The sequence below is a fragment of the Burkholderia pyrrocinia genome, assembly GCF_003330765.1.
GTDB lineage: Bacteria > Pseudomonadota > Gammaproteobacteria > Burkholderiales > Burkholderiaceae > Burkholderia > Burkholderia pyrrocinia_B.
The window spans coordinates 2676975-2693052 of record NZ_CP024903.1 but is presented as its reverse complement, the minus strand read 5'-3'; the positions used below and the strand labels follow the sequence as shown (position 1 = coordinate 2693052).

Sequence of the window (16078 nt, the reverse complement as noted above, 5' to 3'; positions counted from 1 at the left end):
GTCAGCGTCGTTGATCAGAACCACAATGTCGCGCGTACGACGAGACCACGTGCGCGGACCGCTGACGTCAATGCAAACCGGTATTGCACCGTGACATCCAGATAGCTTGCCGGTGCGGTATATCGGCCTTCGCGAAACCAGTAGCGGAACTGGATGCCGGGCCCCGCGCCGATTGCCGTCTTGTCCGGCTGGCGGTTGTCGTGATCGCCGGCAATCGCGGCGTGCGGGTAGACGGTCAGCCGGTTGCTGATCATCGTCAAACGCCAGGTGTGCCCGTAACGCAACTCCGAATAGATGATGTATCGGCCTGCTTTGATGAAGTAGGCGCCTTCGACATAGGCCTGCCAGCTACGCCAGCTCGGTTCGGTGACCCTCAGGTCGGTACCCCCTTCCGACGAATACCCCAGCCGCATCAGCCAGTCCGTCATCGACAGGCTGCCGATGTGGAACAGCCGCTCGGCGGTCATCACGACGTTCTGGTCGGGCAGCGGCTTGTAGCGCACCCCCACCGACCCCTGCACGGTCGGCATGCCGGTCACGTTGCCGGTCCCGTCGTATGCGGTGCCGTATCCGCGCACGAAGAACTGGAGGATGCGCCCGTTCCGATAGCCGATCTTCGGTGGCTGCCAGTACGCCTCGATACCCGGCTGCAACACGCTGATGGTGCCTTGCGGACCGAACGCGGCCGACTGGTATGGCGCGCTCAGCACGAAACCCCAGGTGCGCTGAAGTTGCTCGACTTCTCGTCGATAGCCGAACTTGTGCTGCGCATCGAACTTGTGTTCGTTTTCATCGGCGTCGAGACTATGCTCGAACAGTTCAACGGACTGCTCGTTCAAGCCGATGCGCTTGGCGGCATAGCCTGCGTCGGCGTAGTTCATCGCGTTGCCGGCTCCGCCGTTGAAGCCCTCCTGGAATGCGTCGAGGGCCTCGCGATCCTTGTGTTCACGTAGCAGGTCATAGGCCTGCTGCAACTTCTGTGTCGCGGTATCGTCTACCGGTATTTGTGGCGCCTGCTCGGGTTGCTGAGCCTGCGTCACGATCGACACGGCCATCTTCCGCTCGGCGTCGGTCGACGCGTCGCTGGCTGCCAGGTCCGCCACGCGGATGGCGCTTTCGCGATCGCCCGACATCAAGCTCAACTGCGCGATACGCAGCTGAATCACGGCGGATTTTTCATCGGCCAGCGGCGCCAGTGCAACGCCGGCTTCATGCAGGCGATTCGCCGCGAGCGCGCTGTCCGACCACGCGAGGCGCAGGTTGCGCTGCTGCTCCTTGCTCCATTTTCCCGTCGCGACGGCGGCCGAGAAATCGCTGCACGCCACGTCGTAATGCATCTGCCGCTGCGCCAGGTAGCCATGTTGCGCCCGGACTGCCGCGCTTTTCGGAAAACGAACGCTCAGCGATTCCACCATCGCGTCCGCTTCGTCGACTTTTCCTTCCCGCCTGAGTATATCGAGGAGCAGCAGCCCGAGCTGTTCGCTTCGAGGCTGAACCTTGAGGGCACGCAACGCATAGTCTTCCGCGCGGGGCAGGTCGCCGGCGTTGATCGCCTTGTATGCGCCATCCGCGAGCCGATAAGCCTTGGGGGTGAGCGATTGCGCGGCGTATGTCGGGGCCGGCCAGGCCAGCGACATGGCGACAGCCAGGGCGCTCAACCGGGCGCAGCGCTGGAGGCCCATCGCGATCGGGAGTCTTGAGCGCTTCATGCCTGTTCTCCCGTCGGCTTTTGCATCGGAGATATCTGCGGCGTCGCGTCGTCGCCGCCGCGTACCCGTGCGAGTTCGACGAAGCGCGAGTGTCGGGCGAGTTCGGCTGCAATCTCCGCATCGCAGGCAATGAAATAGGCAACGTTCGTTCTGGCGCCTCGCCGCACGACATCCTGTTCGTCCTGCGTGAGCGGCCGCCCGACCGCAACGTTCAACGTGCCGTCGTCCGTGGTTGAAAACGGGACGGCCCGATACGCGTACTGCAGCTCGAATGCCAGCGAGTCCGCGAAGTGGCCCACGGCCACATTGCCCAGGCTTACCCGGGGGAGATCCGCTTGTTCTGCGATCGCATCCGCCAGCGAGTCGGTGGAGATTGCGCTGCCTTCGATCAACAGTTCGCCCAGGCGCTTGCCGCAGATCAGTTGTTTCTCGAGGCTTGCCTGCAATTGCTCCAGCGAGACCACGCCCCAACCGACCAGGATCTCGCCGACCTTGCGGCGCACCTTCCCGAGCGCTTCGTTCGACAAGTACGTATGACTGGTCTTGTCCCATGCGATCGGCTTGCCGCTCGTCAGGTGGCTGATATAGATGCGCCACGCGCGGCAAACCGCGTAGAAATTGATCAGGTTGTTGACGAACATCCTCGGAATCGAGAGCAGCCCCTGGACCGGGCCGTTCAGCTTGCTGACAAAATGGTAGCGCTGCCCGGCGCGGGCAAACAGCATGGCGGTGTTCACCCATAGCAGCGGCGCTACCCAGTCGCCCATCATGACGAGCGAAGCGCTGACAGGCACGACATGGCCGGCTTTCTGAAGGACGGCAAGCAACACGAAGTTGAGCAGCACGCCATAGGCAATCACCGAAAACAGCGATGTCACGATGCCCTTGCGATCGTGGAAGAACATGTAGCGGGTGAGGAGATCGCCTTTCCAGCCGAGTTGCTCCCAGCCCTGAAAAGCGATGCCGAGGATCCAGCGCGCGCGCTGCCTGTATGCCGTACGAAATGTTTTTGGAAAATACTCGCGCGTGGCCAACAGGTTTCGATTGACGGCTCGGCCATGTGCACGCTTGGTTCCCGCTTCGCGCGTGATATCCGAAAGCGGAAAGCGTGCAAAGGTTTCCTTCATGCCCAGGTCTCTCAACCGGAAGCTGAAGTCATAGTCCTCGGTCAGCGAACTGGTGTTGAACGGGCATCCGTCGCGCTCCTTCATCGCTGCTTCGATCGAGCGCCTGCTGTAGCACGATGCAACACCCGCGCCCGGGACGACGCCGGTCAGACGGGCTCGCACCGGCACGTCCTTCTGGTGCGTTTCGCTGAAGTCGTCCAGATAGCATCCGGCCACGAACTCGTTCCATTTCCGGGGCAACGACAGAACAGGAAGCTGGACCAGGTCGCTATCCGCAACGGCATGGTTGAGGTACTTGAGTTCGACCGGATGAATGACATCTTCGCAGTCGTGCATGACGACGCCCGCGAACTGAATATGATGGACTTCTTCGTAGCGCAGGATGGCTTCGATGATCCAGTTCAGGCAGTCTGCCTTGCAGGTCGGCCCATCGTTCATGACCGTTGCGCGCGTCACCCTGCCCGGGTACCTGCGGACCATCCGTTCGACCTCCGCCGTGGTTTCGGCGTCGTTGTGATAGGTTCCGACGAAGATGACATATCGCTCGTACTCGATGGTCGCCAAAGTGTTTTCGATCATCTTGGCGATCACGTCATACTCTTTCCAGGCCGGCACCATCAGCGCGAGATGGTGCTCTTCCTGCGCACGCAGCATGCCGATATCAATCGTCTGCGATTTCTCGCGACGCAGAATCCGCCCGATCTCGAATGACCAGTAACAGGCGTCCAGCGTAAGGTCATCCAATGTGCTCACCAGGATGACGATGGCGGTCACAATGGCGACAATGTTAAGCGCATATAAATACGTACTCCACATTATGTGATCCATCATTTTCCCCGCGCTTTTCTCTTGTCTGTGCTTCTGCCCCCTCGTACCAACGTAAGACGAATCACACCCCGTCCTCGTCGACCCGTCACTCCCACTCCGTGGCTTGCGTCACACAAACTTCGGTTGCTCGCAAAAGACTCCGTGAGGTCTGGCGCTTTCCCGACGCGACCACGCAACATCATCAAAAATGCAACGTGTTCGGTGGATGACTTCCGTAAGCCGGTTTTTCGCTGGCTTGCCGCCGTCTCCAGCCGGGACGAACCCGGCATTCATCAACGCTTGCAGCCGCTCTCGATCCAGCGCCTCGCTGGCTCTCCGCGTACCGTCTTCTCAATCCACTGCTCATCAAGCAAGTCGTGCGCCATCGCGGCGCGACCCTTGACCTTCCGGGCGTCGGGGGTGCGCCGTACAAGATCGACCCACCGAATCCGAGCCAAATGTTTCAGTGCTGAAACACCCGGTCGACGGATCTGATGAAAGGTAATTGTCGGACCCTTTCCCAGGCCCTGACTGCGGCCATCGGGAAATCGTCATGCAACTCCAGAGATCACGGGCCGGAAAGATTGGAATCGAGCCCGAAAATCCGGCCTTCCACTCGTCATTGCGCGTGCGAGCTATCCGGGTCGATTGCCGCGTCGGCAACTGCGGAGCGCAGGGAGGAACTGGTTTTCCCTGAATCATCAGAACTGGTTTTGCTCGTTTGTCCGATCAAATTCGCGACACCGGCGACGTTGCACGCCTGAAACGTTTTATCGAGACAATTCCGGGCTGCCGGGACGCGCCAATTTCGGTGCCCTGACCCAGTGCCCATTTGCGACGGATGGTACGGTTTTAGCTTGAAAGTAAAACCATCCAATCCCGGATTTTTTTGGGTATAAGGCGCGCAGGAAAAATCACGACATAACGCCCTCATTCTGAATGGCACATCGCCGTGCTCGTTTCGTTAACGAGATTAACTTAATTTGCATATCAAAGGATGAAAATCATGCTTTCTCATCGTGATCAGTCATTTCGGAAAGGATTGAGTGTCGTCGGATCACTCGTCACATTAATCTCCACGCTCGTCTTCGCCGTCGCTGTTCAGGATGCGAATGCGCAGGATAAAAACAATTCATCTGCAGTAAAGGTTAAGCCTCCTCCATTACCGAACGGGTCCGCCCAGGTCAAAGTGAAGCCAGGCATGTCCGACGAGGATTGGGAGAAGGCATACAAGGAGACCGGGCGTCCTCTGTTCAACAGGAAGTCCGTCAAGAAAGCCGGTGGCAATGTGGAACGTGACTAGGGAGAAACGGCCATGAAAAAGATCTTGATCGTCATAGCCCTGCTTGCCGGATTCGCGCAAATGATGTTGCCGAGCACGGTGCACGCGCAGGCCACCACTGCACATACTCTCGTACTATACGATAATCCGGCCAACGACCCGTATTCGAAGCTTGGCCTGATGTACAGCATTATGCTGAGGAACTTGCTTGGCCATTTCAATGCGACGGTCGATCTGGTTCCGATACAGAACTATACGGCCGGAATGGTCGCGAACCACGATGTCACGTTCTATATTGGCGACTACTACAACAACCCGATTCCGACGGCGTTCATGAGCGACGTGATGACCGCCACGAAAACCGTGGTCTGGTTCAAATACAACTTGTGGCAGCTGGCATGGAACACCGCCTACACCTTCAACCAGACCTTCGGGTTCAGCTTTTCCGGCATTGCCGGGTTGAACGCGGCACCTTCGTCAAGCAATCCGAATCCCGGCTTCTACGACACGGTCACGTACAAGAACCTGTCGATGGTCAAGTACTACGCGTATAACGCGTCAACCGGCGCCATCAACGCGGATCCGGATATCGGACTGACCCAGGTCGTCGATGCCACCAAGGCGCAAGCGCTCGTCACCATCAAGAACAGCGTGAGTGGGGCGACCACGCCATACATCATGCGCTCGGGCAAGTTCTGGTATTTCGCGGATATGCCGTTTTCCTACATCGGCCCGACGGATCGATACCTGGTGATATGCGACATCCTGCACGACATCCTGCAGACCAATGCACCGGTGAATCACCGTGCGCTCGTCCGTCTGGAGGACCTTGACGCGTATACGACGACGAGTTCGATGCGAACGCTCACGAACTACCTGTACTCGAAGAGGATTCCGTTCACGATGGCAACCATTCCCGTGTATACGGATCCGAACGGCTATTACAACGGAGGCGTCCCCGAGACTATCCACCTGGCACAGGCGACGGGTCTCAAGAGTGCGTTGAACTATGCTGTGACGCACGGCGGCTCGATCGTGGTGCACGGACTTACGCACCAGTACGATTCGACGCCGAATCTTCTGAATGCGGTCAGCGGCAGCGATTACGAGTTCTGGTATGCGGTGCAGAACCGTCCTGTCGATGAGGACTCCATTCCCTGGGCGACAGGCCGAATGACCGAGGGTATCTCCGAGTTCACGACCAACGGCTACAAGATCGTCGGCTGGGCCGCGCCGCAGTACCAGATGTCGCCGAATGCAGCGGCGGCCACTGCCCTTGAGTTCCCGACGACGTTCCAGCGGGCTGTCTACTACACCGCGACCAATCCGCAACTCGGAACGGGTGCAGCCAACCAGGACTTTTCGGCCGGGCAGTTCTTCCCGTACATCATCAACTCCGATTACTACGGGCAGCGGATCGTCCCGGAGAACCTGGGCAGTGTCCAGTACAACATCTGCAATATCGACCCGTTCTCGTGTATCTCGTACACATGGCAGCAAATCGTGACCAATGCTCAGTACGGTTTGGCGGTGCGGGACGGTTTCGCGTCCTTCTTCTTCCATCCGTACTGGCTTGAACCCGATCTCGGGTTGCCGGCCTACCAGGACTTCCAGAGTATGGTGACCGGCATTACGAATCTCGGCTACAAGTGGGTAGACGGCACGACTGCCAAGTGACGCGAGCGTGGTGGCAACCTCGTGCGACCCGCATCGGAAATGCGGGTCGCATGTTTGCGTTTGATCGGCTACGATGACGCGCGAGAGTGCTTCCGTGGAGCCAGCGATGACCACGTCCGCCATCCCGGCCGTGAGCAAGATTCAACAACGCATGGGGCGGTTTCGACTGGCAGGCAAACCGCGCCAGCGCTCAGGCGTGCCGCGTTCGCCCCGGACGGCGACGCTCGCGGCAATCGGCGCATCGCTCGTCGTGGCCGCCTGCAGCTGGACGGCGCACGACGTTCACGCCGACGGAATCGTCTGGCAGGTGGACAACACGACGACGAATCCCGTCGGAAACTGGCAGATGCTCGGCGTACACGATCTGTTGATCCAGTGGACCGTCGTCGACGATACCGCGTACGTTGCCAACGCCCGCATCCGTACCGCGGCACACCTTCCCGACTGGGCGCGCATCGGTCGTGAGCCGTGGGCCAGAAACGTCATCCTGGGACTGGCCGGCTACCAGGACGAAAAACGTGCGCGCACCCATCTGTCGACGCTCGCGGACCAGTCCGCGGAGGTGGCGCGCGTGCCACTTCCGCTGCACGTTACCGGCTACTACTTCCCGGTCGAAATCGATCCGACCTGGCAGGAGGCGCCCAAGCTTGCCGAGATCCTGCAGCGACTGCCTCGTCCGCTTTGGGTGAGCGTCTACGACCAGACCAATATCGGCGGAAAGACGCTGGCGGACTGGCTCGCAGCGTGGCTGCCCCCGGACGTCGGGGTGTTCTTCCAGGACGGCTGCGGTGTCTATGCCCGCGAGCCATCCGTCGCGCGCACCTACCTCGACGAGCTGGCTTCACGCTTGGGCAAACGGCGCGTGCGGGTCATCGCCGAGGCCTTCCGGCCGGCCGAGCATGGCGGATTCCGTTCGGCCAGCGCCGAAGAGTTGAGCAAGCAGCTATTGGCTTATCGGGGCTATTCGGTCTATCTGTTCGATGGTCCGCACTATGTGTCGGACGACCTCACGCGCGCGCTCGCAACCCGGCCGACCAAGCCGCCCCCTGTCGAACCCGCCGGTACGGGGCGCTGAGCTTCCCGACGCACCCATTGCCCCCATTTAATGACCAAACCGCAAGACCTAGTGCATAGATATCGTTTGCCGCGGCCTTAATGACTATCGACAATCGTGGCTCGAATTGACCGCCGCGGCGTCAGAAGCGCCCCGGTGGCCGGCACCAGGCGGCTATCCCGGCCGTCCGCGCCATCCAGCTCACGACGACATGTACGCGTTCACTCCCTCATTCCAGAACCCCGCCGGCTCGCCGATCCGCGAGCTGTTCAAGTACCTCTCCGAACCGGGCATGATTTCCTTCGCGGGCGGCTATCCGGCCAGCGACCTGTTCGACGTCGACGGTTTGAACACGGCCGCCGAACGCGCATACGCCCAACCCGTGCGCTGCCTGCAATACGGCCCGACCGACGGCCTCGCCGAACTGAAGCAGCAACTGATCGCGCTGATGGCGCGTCGCGGCGTCGCGTGCACGCCGGCCGAACTGCTCGTCACGACCGGTTCGCAGCAGGGCCTCGACCTGCTGCTGCGCGTGATGGTGTCGCCCGGCGACGTCGTGCTGACCGAACAGCCGGCCTATCCGGCGACGCTGCAGGCGATGCGCCTGCAGCAGGCGCGCATCGTGACGATCCCTGTCGATGGCGAAGGCCTCGACGTCGATCGTCTCGCAGCCCGGCTTGCATCGGGCGAGATCGCGCAGCCGAAGCTCCTCTATACGGTTCCGACTTTCGCGAACCCGACCGGCGCGACGCTGACGCGCGAGCGCCGGCTGAAGCTGCTGCGTCTCGCGGTGCAATATCGTTTCCTGATCATCGAGGACGATCCGTACGGCGACCTGCGCTTCGCGGGCGAAGCCGTGCCGTCGATGCTCGCGCTGGCCGGCGAGGTGGCGGGCGCGCGGGACTGGATCGTGCATTTCGCGAGCCTGTCGAAGATCGTCGCGCCGGGGCTGCGCGTGGGCTGGACGATCGCGCCGGCCGAGATCGCGCGGCGCTGCGTGATCGCGAAGCAGACGGTCGATCTGTGCAGCGCGCCGTGGATGCAGGCAACCGCCGCCGAATATCTGGCCGACGGCGCGCTCGAACGCCATCTGCCGCGCATCACGGCGGCCTACCGGCGCAAATGCGATGCGATGTGCGACGCGCTGCGCGACGGCTTCGGCGATGCGATCACGTTCCATCGTCCCGAAGGCGGGATGTTCGTGTGGGCGCGGATCGGCGCGGTGTCGTCGGACGTGCTGCTGCAACAGGCGATCGCGAACAAGATCGTGTTCGTGCCCGGCAAGGCGTTCTTCGCGGACAACGTCGACGCGGCATCGCTGCGCCTGTCGTTTGCCGCGCCGGACGTCGACGCGATCCGGGAAGGCGTGGCGCGCCTCGTGCGCGCGTGTGGTGCGGCGCTGGCCGCGTGAGGAGACATCAACGTGAATATCACCGTCAACGACACCGCATCGATAGGCGCAGCGCCGGGCGCTGCCGATAACCGGCCGGTTGCGCATCGATCGTCGCAGATCAGCGCGGGGCCGCAGTATGTTGCCGACGTGCTTGGCCGGTTCGGCGCGGAGCCGACGACCGATGCCGGCGATGCGGCGTCGGTCGTGCTCGGCTACAACTGAGTTGCACGGCGGCGGCCGGCGCACCGCACGGGTGCCGTCGCCGCAGCAAACGGGTAAGCTTGCGCGACCGAAACACGTGCGATCGCTGCTTCCTCATGTCCGACACCGTCCAAGGATCGCTCAAGGAAACCTACGACCGCGTCTGGTCCTGCCTCGAATCCGGCGTCAGCGTGCAGCGCTCGCCGTTCACGATGCTGCAGGCGGCAACGCTCGGCCTCGACGGCGCACCGAAGGTTCGTACGATCGTGTTGCGCCAGGTGAGCCGCGCCGATCGCGTGCTGTCGTTTCATACCGATGCGCGCTCGGAGAAGGTCGCGGAGTTGCGCCGCGATCCGCGCATTGCCATCGTCGCGAATGATCTCGATGCGCTCGTGCAGATTCGCGCGGAAGGCGTTGCATCGATCTGCGACGACGAAGCGCAACGGCGCGCGATCTGGCAATCGAGCCGTCCGCATACGCTGCTGCTGTATCGCGCACCGTTGCCGCCCGGCACGCCGGTCGAGTCACCCGAAGCAGCCCATGTCGTGGCGAGCCAAAGCACCGCGCCCGCCGCCGACGGCTACGAAAACTTCTGCCTGCTTCACGTGACCGTCGCGCGCATCGACTGGCTCGAACTCGCGCGCGCCGGCCATCGCCGCGCGGTATTCGACCTGAACGAAAGCGGCTACGACGGCCGCTGGATCGCCCCCTGAGGCCGCTCAGGGCTGCCCGTCCGCCGCCGCCTGGCCGATCATCCAGTCGCGCATCACGGCGACCGCATCGTCGTCGCGCCGTTCGGCCGGATACACGAGATAGAACCCCACCGACAGCGGAAACGCGAAATCGAACGGCTTGCACAGTCGCCCGGCGGCGATGTCGCGCTCGACGAGCGGATAGGTCGCGAGCGCGATGCCCTGGCCGGCGACGGCCGCATCGATCGCGAGCGACGTCTGGTTGAAACGCAGCCCCTTGTGCGGATCGATGTCGACGGGCTCGGGCATCGCTGCGAGGAACGCGGGCCACAGGTCGTGCGCGTCGTGCAGCAGCACATGGCCCGCGAGCGCGCGCGGCGAAGCGGGCGCGGCCGGCAGCGCGGGGCTGCACACGGCGCACACATCGAACGGGAACAGCGCATGCGCGGCGAGATGCTTGCCGAACGGCGGCTTGCCGTAGCGGATCGCGAGATCGACGCCGTCGTGGCGGAACGTCGCGAGCTGCTGGTCGGCGATCACGCGCACGTCGTAGTCGGGATGCGCGTCGGTGAACAGCGCGAGCCGCGGGATCAGCCACTTCGACGCGAACGACGGCGTCGTGCTGATCGTCAGCGCGGCGCGCCGCTTCACGAGCCGGTCGGTCGCGTCGGCGATCGCGTGCAGCGCACGCTGCACGTCGGAGAAGTACGCGGCGCCGTCGTGCGTCAGCGCGAGGCCGCGCGGCAGGCGCTCGAACAACTTCAGGCCGAGCACATCCTCGAGGTGGCGCACCTGCTGCGCGACGGCGCCTTGCGTCACGCCGATCTCGTCGGCCGCGGCGCGGAAATTGAGGTGCCGCGCGGACACTTCGAACGCACGAAGTGCATTCAGCGGCGGCAGGCGGGAAGGGCGAGGCGGCATCGTTAGGCTATAGAAATACTATTGGCTGGAGGCAGAAATACTGGTTCGACAGTCGTAAATGATGCGCCTACAGTACCACCATGGCGCGCCGAATGGCGGCTGCGCAGCGGCAGGATTCGAACGAGGAGCAGATCGTGACTGTAGAAAAAGTGGCGTTGATCACGGCGGCGGGCAAGGGCATGGGCGCGGCGATCGCGCGCGAACTGGCGGCGACGGGCTATCGCGTCGCGCTGATGTCGCCGTCGGGCAGCGCGGTGGCGCTTGGCGAGGAACTCGGCGGGTTCGGCATCCAGGGCTCGGTGACGGAAGACGCCGATATCGACCGGCTCGTGCAGGAGACGGTCGCGCGCTACGGTCGCATCGACGCGGTGGTCAACAACACCGGGCATCCGCCGAAGGGCGAGCTGCTGTCGATCGCCGACGAAAGCTGGCACGCGGGGCTCGACCTGATCCTGCTGAACGTGGTGCGCGTGATGCGCCGCGTGACGCCGATCTTCCAGCAGCAGGGCGGCGGCGCGGTGGTCAACATCTCGAGCTTCGCGGCGGACGCGCCCGAGCAGCCGATGCCCGTGTCGTCGGCGCTGCGCGCGGCGCTGAGCGCGTGGACGCGTCTTTACGCGGAACGCTATGCGGCCGAGAACATCCGGATGAACGCGGTGCTGCCGGGCTTCATCGACAGCTGGCCGGAAACGCCGGAGATCGTCGCGCGCATTCCGGCCGGCCGCTTCGGCAAGACCGGCGAGATTGCGAAGACGGTCGCGTTCCTGCTGTCCGACGGCGCGGGCTACATCACCGGGCAGAACATTCGCGTCGACGGCGCGATCGTCAAGGCGCTCTGAGTGTCGTACCGGCGAGCGGGCCATGCGGGCCGCTCGCTGCGCAGCGGCTACAAACGCGTACAAATCAGACAAATCCCGGATACATCAGACCTTTCAAATGGGCGACGCCGCGTGACCGGGGCGCGCCGGATTGAAAGCCACGGCGCGATCTGGCGCGCGGCATGTTCACTTTCCACTTCACGAAAGGAGATGCCGAACGATGTCTTCCACACCGTTTTCCCCGCTGCGTCGCCACCTGCTGGCCACTTCCGTGGCCGCCGGGGTATCCGCGATGCTGCCCACCGCGCTGCATGCCGCGACCGGCGGCAGCGGCATACGCCCGTTCACCGCGCATATTCCCGATGACGCACTGGCCGACCTGCGCAGCCGCATTGCCGCGACGCGCTGGCCGGGCCGCGAAACCGTCGCCGACGAATCGCAGGGCGTGCGGCTCGCACGCATGCAGGCGCTGCTGCGCTACTGGGGCACCGACTACGACTGGCGCAAGGGCGAGGCGCGCCTGAACGGTTTCCCGATGTTCATCACGGAAATCGACGGGCTCGACATTCATTTCATCCACGTGCGGTCGCGGCACGCGAACGCGATGCCGATGATCATGACGCACGGCTGGCCCGGTTCGATCTTCGAGCTGCTGAAGGCGATCGGCCCGCTGACCGATCCGACCGCGCACGGCGCGAGTGCCGACGACGCGTTTCATGTCGTCGTGCCGTCGTTGCCGGGTTTCGGTTTCTCGGGCCGGCCGACCAGGACGGGCTGGGGTTCCGACCACATCGCGCGCGCGTGGGGCGAGCTGATGGCGCGGCTCGGTTATACGCGCTTCGTGTCGCAGGGCGGCGACTGCGGCTCGGTGATCTCGCACCGGATGGCGATGCAGCGCGTGCAGGGGCTGGCCGGGATTCACGTGAACATGCCGGCGACGGTGCCCCCGGATATCGCGGCGCTGCTCGCGACCGATTCGCCCGCGCCGGCTTCGCTGTCGCCGAAGGAGAAGGCCGCGTACGACAAGCTCGCGACGTTCTATCGCGACAACTGCGGCTACTCGGCGATGATGGTCACGCGCCCTCAGACGGTCGGCTATGCGCTCGCCGATTCGCCGTCCGGTCAGGCCGCCTGGATGTATGACAAGATTTCGCAGTGGACCTACAGCGGCGGCGTGCCCGAACGTTCGATTCCGCTCGACGAGATTCTCGACGACATCTCGCTGTACTGGCTGACGAACACCGCGACGTCCGCCGCGCAGATCTACTGGGAGGATCACTCGAACAACTTCAACGCGGTGGACATCTCGCTGCCGGCCGCGATCACGGTGTTTCCCGGCGAGATCTACCAGGCGCCGCGCAGCTGGGCCGAGCGCAGCTATCGCAACCTGATCTACTTCAACGAAGTCGACAAGGGCGGGCACTTCGCGGCATGGGAGGAGCCGGAGCTGTTCGCCCGCGAGGTGCGTGCCGGGTTCCGGCCGCTGCGTCGCGCATAAGCATGGCTTGATCGGCGAATGCGGGCCGGCTGTTGTGCGGCCCGCGTTCGTTTCTATGCGATCGCGTGCAACGCCTGTGCGAAACGCTTGTCCGCCAGATACGCGACGTTGAACCGGCAATACGCAGACGGGCGATCGGCCTGCGGCGAGAACACGGCGCCCGGCGCGAGGATCACGCCGCGCTCCAGCAGCGCTTGCGCGAGCTGCATCGAATCCGGCCAGCCGGGCAGCGCGGCCCACAGATACAGGTTCTGCTCGCACGGCCGGTAGACTTCCGCGCCGAGACGCTCGAGCGCATCGAGCGCGGTGCCGGTCGCGCGCCGCAGCTTCTCCTGAAGATGATTCGTATGCCTGAGGAAGTGGCCGTCGCTGACGATTGCGTCGAGCGTGCGTTCGCAGTATTCGGAGCTGCTGACGTGGGTCAGCATCTTCACGTCGGCGAGATCGCTGGCAAGCGCCGCGTTGCACGCGAGAAAGCCGACCCGCAGCGCGGCCGACACCGATTTCGAAAAGCTGCCGATATAGATGGTCCGGCGCAACTGGTCGAGCGTCGAGATGCGCGTGAGCGAGCGCGGCCGCAGGTCGGCCAGCGCATCGTCCTCGACGATGATCAGGTCGTGTGCGTCGGCGAGCTGCAGGATGCGGTGCGCCTTGGCGGCGCTCGTATCGGTTGCGGTCGGGTTGTGGCCGACCGATTGCGTGAAGAACAGCTTCGGCCGGTATGCGGCGATGTGCTCGGCCAGCTTCGCGACGTCGGGGCCGTCGATCTCGCGCGGCACGCCGACGATGTTCGCACCGCTCAGCTTGAGCTTGCCGAACAGCGGGTAGTAGCCGGGATCGTCGACGAGCACGGTGTCGCCGGGGCGCACGAAGTAGCGCAGCACGAGGTCCATCGCCTGGTTCGCGCCGTGGGTGAGCACGATCTGCGCGGGCGGCGCCTCGATCTCGTAGCCGGCGAGCTTCTGCTGCAGCGACTGGCGCAGCGGCAGGTAGCCGAAACGGCTGCCGTAGCGGAACAGCGACGCGGCGCTCGTGCGCATGATGCGCTGCTGGTACTGGTTCAGCCGCGTTTCCTCGAGCCATTCGATCGGCGGAAAACCTTCGCCGAGATTGAGCACGTCGGGCTTCACGTGAAGCTGCTCGCGCATCAGCCACACGATGTCCATCGCGCGGTCGAGCGAACTCGGCTCGTCGATCTCGGGTGCGGCTGCCGCCCGCCGCGTGACGAAGAACCCCGAGCCGCGGCGCGGCTCGATCAGGCCGTCGGCCGCGAGCAGCTCGAACGCGCTGATCACGGTGTTCTTCGAACAGCCGGACGCCTCGGCGTATTCCCTGATGGAAGGCAGCTTCGCGCCGGCCGGCAACACGCCTTCCTCGATCTGTCTGGCGAGATTGTCCGCCATGGCGCCAGACAGGCTGGCTTTTGCACGCTGTTTCATCGCTATGTTCCGTCGGGCCGGTCCACTGTCATGGGTACGGAGGATGGAGTGTCTGGTCTGTCTGTACCTTTTCAATGGGTACAGTGTGGCTATTATTCGGCTATCCGCTGCCCGCCGCAAGCACCGCCAGACAGCCCCGCCACCCCGAAACAGAACGACATCATGCCCATCGATTCCGCCTTGCCGAACTTCCGCTCGCTCACGCCCGGGCAACGCCTGTCCCACCTGTCCCGTACCGTCGGGCTCGACGATGCCGAGCACGCGCTGCTCGCCGCGCCCGGCGCGCTGCCTCTGGACACGGCGAACGGGATGATCGAGAACGTGATCGGCACGTTCGAACTGCCGATGGCGGTTGCCGGTTACTTCCGGATCAATGGCCGTGACGTGATCGTGCCGATGGCCGTCGAGGAGCCGTCGATCGTTGCGGCCGCATCGTATATGGCGAAGCTTTCCCGCGCAGCCGGCGGCTTCCGCACGTCGAGCAGCGGGCCGCTGATGCGCGCGCAGGTGCAGGTGATCGGCGTGGGCGATCCGTACGGCGCGCGGCTCGCGATCCTGCGGCACGCGGCCGAACTGATCGCGCTCGCGAACAGCCGCGACAAGATGCTCGTCGGCCTCGGCGGCGGCTGCCGCGACATCGAGGTCCACGTGTTCCCCGATACGCCGCGCGGCGCGATGGTGGTCGCGCACCTGATCGTCGACGTGCGCGACGCGATGGGCGCAAACACGGTCAACACGATGGCCGAAGCCGTCGCGACGCGCATTGAAGCGATCACCGGGGGCCAGGTACGGTTGCGGATACTGTCCAACCTCGCGGATCTGCGCCTCGCCCGTGCAGAGGTACGGTACGCGGCCGATACGCTCGCGACCGACGAGTATCCGGGTGACGCCGTGATCGATCGCGTGATCGACGCGTACGTGTTCGCGGCGACCGACCCGTACCGCGCGGCGACACACAACAAGGGCATCATGAACGGCATCGATCCGGTCGTGGTCGCGACCGGCAACGACTGGCGCGCGGTCGAAGCCGGCGCGCACGCGTATGCGAGCCGCAGCGGGCGCTATACGTCGCTGACGACGTGGGAGAGGGCCGCCAACGGTGACCTGGTCGGCACGATCGAAATGCCGATGCCGGTGGGGCTCGTCGGCGGCGCAACGAAGACGCATCCGCTCGCGCGTCTTGCGCTGAAGATCATGAACGTGACATCCGCGCAGGAACTCGGTGAAATTGCGGTCGCGGTCGGGCTTGCGCAGAATCTCGGTGCGCTGCGCGCGCTCGCGACCGAAGGCATCCAGCGCGGCCACATGGCGCTGCATGCTCGGAACATCGCCGTCGCGGCCGGCGCGACCGGCGCGGACGTCGACCGGATCGCGCAGCAGATGGTCGCGGCGCAAGACGTGCGGGCCGACTTCGCGGTCGCGCTGCTCGCGGGCCGCAGCGGCGGCTGACGCGTGGTACG

13 protein-coding genes are annotated in these 16078 nt (G+C 63.9%); 9 read left to right on the top strand and 4 right to left on the bottom strand.

What is annotated here, in order from left to right:
- Positions 1-14: 14 nt before the first annotated feature.
- A complete protein-coding gene (locus tag CUJ89_RS29870; protein WP_114180871.1) occupies positions 15-1709 on the bottom strand; it encodes a bacteriophage N4 adsorption protein A in 1695 nt (564 codons plus the stop codon).
- Positions 1706-3652, bottom strand: coding sequence for a glycosyl transferase family protein (locus tag CUJ89_RS29865; RefSeq protein WP_236654991.1), 1947 nt, complete (start codon positions 3650-3652; stop codon positions 1706-1708). Before CUJ89_RS29865 ends, CUJ89_RS29870 begins: the two co-directional genes overlap by 4 nt.
- A gap of 988 nt (positions 3653-4640) precedes the next feature.
- On the opposite strand from CUJ89_RS29865, the gene CUJ89_RS29860 reads away from it, so the two are divergent.
- The 6 genes from CUJ89_RS29860 to CUJ89_RS29835 all read left to right on the top strand — a co-directional run bounded on the left by CUJ89_RS29860 (position 4641) and on the right by CUJ89_RS29835 (position 9963).
- On the top strand, positions 4641-4946 hold the full coding sequence (locus CUJ89_RS29860) for a hypothetical protein (protein WP_236654990.1): 306 nt from the start codon (positions 4641-4643) through the stop codon (positions 4944-4946).
- Between the two features lie 12 nt (positions 4947-4958).
- Entirely contained in the window at positions 4959-6602 is a 1644-nt protein-coding gene (locus tag CUJ89_RS29855) for a DUF2334 domain-containing protein (protein WP_114180869.1), read from the top strand.
- Positions 6603-6708: 106 nt separating this feature from the next.
- Positions 6709-7677, top strand: a complete 969-nt coding sequence (locus tag CUJ89_RS29850; RefSeq protein ID WP_114180868.1) for a hypothetical protein — start codon at positions 6709-6711, stop codon at positions 7675-7677.
- Between the two features lie 190 nt (positions 7678-7867).
- On the top strand, positions 7868-9067 hold the full coding sequence (locus tag CUJ89_RS29845) for a PLP-dependent aminotransferase family protein (RefSeq protein WP_114180867.1): 1200 nt from the start codon (positions 7868-7870) through the stop codon (positions 9065-9067).
- A 12-nt stretch (positions 9068-9079) separates the two neighbouring features.
- Positions 9080-9271 carry a hypothetical protein gene (locus CUJ89_RS29840; protein ID WP_114180866.1) on the top strand — a complete coding sequence of 64 codons (192 nt, stop codon included), beginning with the start codon at positions 9080-9082 and terminating at the stop codon, positions 9269-9271.
- A 95-nt stretch (positions 9272-9366) separates the two neighbouring features.
- The gene (locus tag CUJ89_RS29835) at positions 9367-9963 is read left to right on the top strand and encodes a pyridoxamine 5'-phosphate oxidase family protein (protein WP_114180865.1); all 597 of its coding nucleotides are present in this window, start codon (positions 9367-9369) and stop codon (positions 9961-9963) included.
- 6 nt (positions 9964-9969) lie between these two features.
- Here CUJ89_RS29835 and gcvA read toward each other — a convergent pair whose 3' ends face one another.
- A complete protein-coding gene (gene gcvA, locus CUJ89_RS29830; RefSeq protein WP_114180864.1) occupies positions 9970-10863 on the bottom strand; it encodes a transcriptional regulator GcvA in 894 nt (297 codons plus the stop codon).
- 134 nt (positions 10864-10997) lie between these two features.
- Here gcvA and CUJ89_RS29825 point away from each other — a divergent pair, with 134 nt between their 5' ends.
- Positions 10998-11702, top strand: a complete 705-nt coding sequence (locus CUJ89_RS29825) for an SDR family oxidoreductase (protein ID WP_114181628.1) — start codon at positions 10998-11000, stop codon at positions 11700-11702.
- A 199-nt stretch (positions 11703-11901) separates the two neighbouring features.
- Entirely contained in the window at positions 11902-13179 is a 1278-nt protein-coding gene (locus CUJ89_RS29815; protein WP_114180862.1) for an epoxide hydrolase family protein, read from the top strand.
- Between the two features lie 53 nt (positions 13180-13232).
- On the opposite strand, the gene CUJ89_RS29810 is transcribed toward CUJ89_RS29815, so the two are convergent.
- The gene (locus CUJ89_RS29810; RefSeq protein ID WP_114180861.1) at positions 13233-14618 is read right to left on the bottom strand and encodes a PLP-dependent aminotransferase family protein; all 1386 of its coding nucleotides are present in this window, start codon (positions 14616-14618) and stop codon (positions 13233-13235) included.
- A gap of 162 nt (positions 14619-14780) precedes the next feature.
- On the opposite strand from CUJ89_RS29810, the gene CUJ89_RS29805 reads away from it, so the two are divergent.
- Positions 14781-16067 carry a hydroxymethylglutaryl-CoA reductase, degradative gene (locus CUJ89_RS29805; protein ID WP_114180860.1) on the top strand — a complete coding sequence of 429 codons (1287 nt, stop codon included), beginning with the start codon at positions 14781-14783 and terminating at the stop codon, positions 16065-16067.
- The last annotated feature ends 11 nt before the right edge of the window (positions 16068-16078 follow it).

What these genes read in the sequence shown, in the direction of transcription:
- gcvA (WP_114180864.1), bottom strand. Translation starts at nt 10,863, where the DNA reads ATGCCGCCTCGCCCTTCCCGCCTGCCGCCGCTGAATGCACTTCGTGCG.
- CUJ89_RS29865 (WP_236654991.1), bottom strand. Translation starts at nt 3,652, where the DNA reads ATGTGGAGTACGTATTTATATGCGCTTAACATTGTCGCCATTGTGACC.
- CUJ89_RS29810 (WP_114180861.1), bottom strand. Translation starts at nt 14,618, where the DNA reads ATGAAACAGCGTGCAAAAGCCAGCCTGTCTGGCGCCATGGCGGACAAT.
- CUJ89_RS29805 (WP_114180860.1), top strand. Translation starts at nt 14,781, where the DNA reads ATGCCCATCGATTCCGCCTTGCCGAACTTCCGCTCGCTCACGCCCGGG.
- CUJ89_RS29870 (WP_114180871.1), bottom strand. Translation starts at nt 1,709, where the DNA reads ATGAAGCGCTCAAGACTCCCGATCGCGATGGGCCTCCAGCGCTGCGCC.
- CUJ89_RS29835 (WP_114180865.1), top strand. Translation starts at nt 9,367, where the DNA reads ATGTCCGACACCGTCCAAGGATCGCTCAAGGAAACCTACGACCGCGTC.
- CUJ89_RS29855 (WP_114180869.1), top strand. Translation starts at nt 4,959, where the DNA reads ATGAAAAAGATCTTGATCGTCATAGCCCTGCTTGCCGGATTCGCGCAA.
- CUJ89_RS29815 (WP_114180862.1), top strand. Translation starts at nt 11,902, where the DNA reads ATGTCTTCCACACCGTTTTCCCCGCTGCGTCGCCACCTGCTGGCCACT.
- CUJ89_RS29860 (WP_236654990.1), top strand. Translation starts at nt 4,641, where the DNA reads ATGAAAATCATGCTTTCTCATCGTGATCAGTCATTTCGGAAAGGATTG.
- CUJ89_RS29845 (WP_114180867.1), top strand. Translation starts at nt 7,868, where the DNA reads ATGTACGCGTTCACTCCCTCATTCCAGAACCCCGCCGGCTCGCCGATC.
- CUJ89_RS29850 (WP_114180868.1), top strand. Translation starts at nt 6,709, where the DNA reads ATGACCACGTCCGCCATCCCGGCCGTGAGCAAGATTCAACAACGCATG.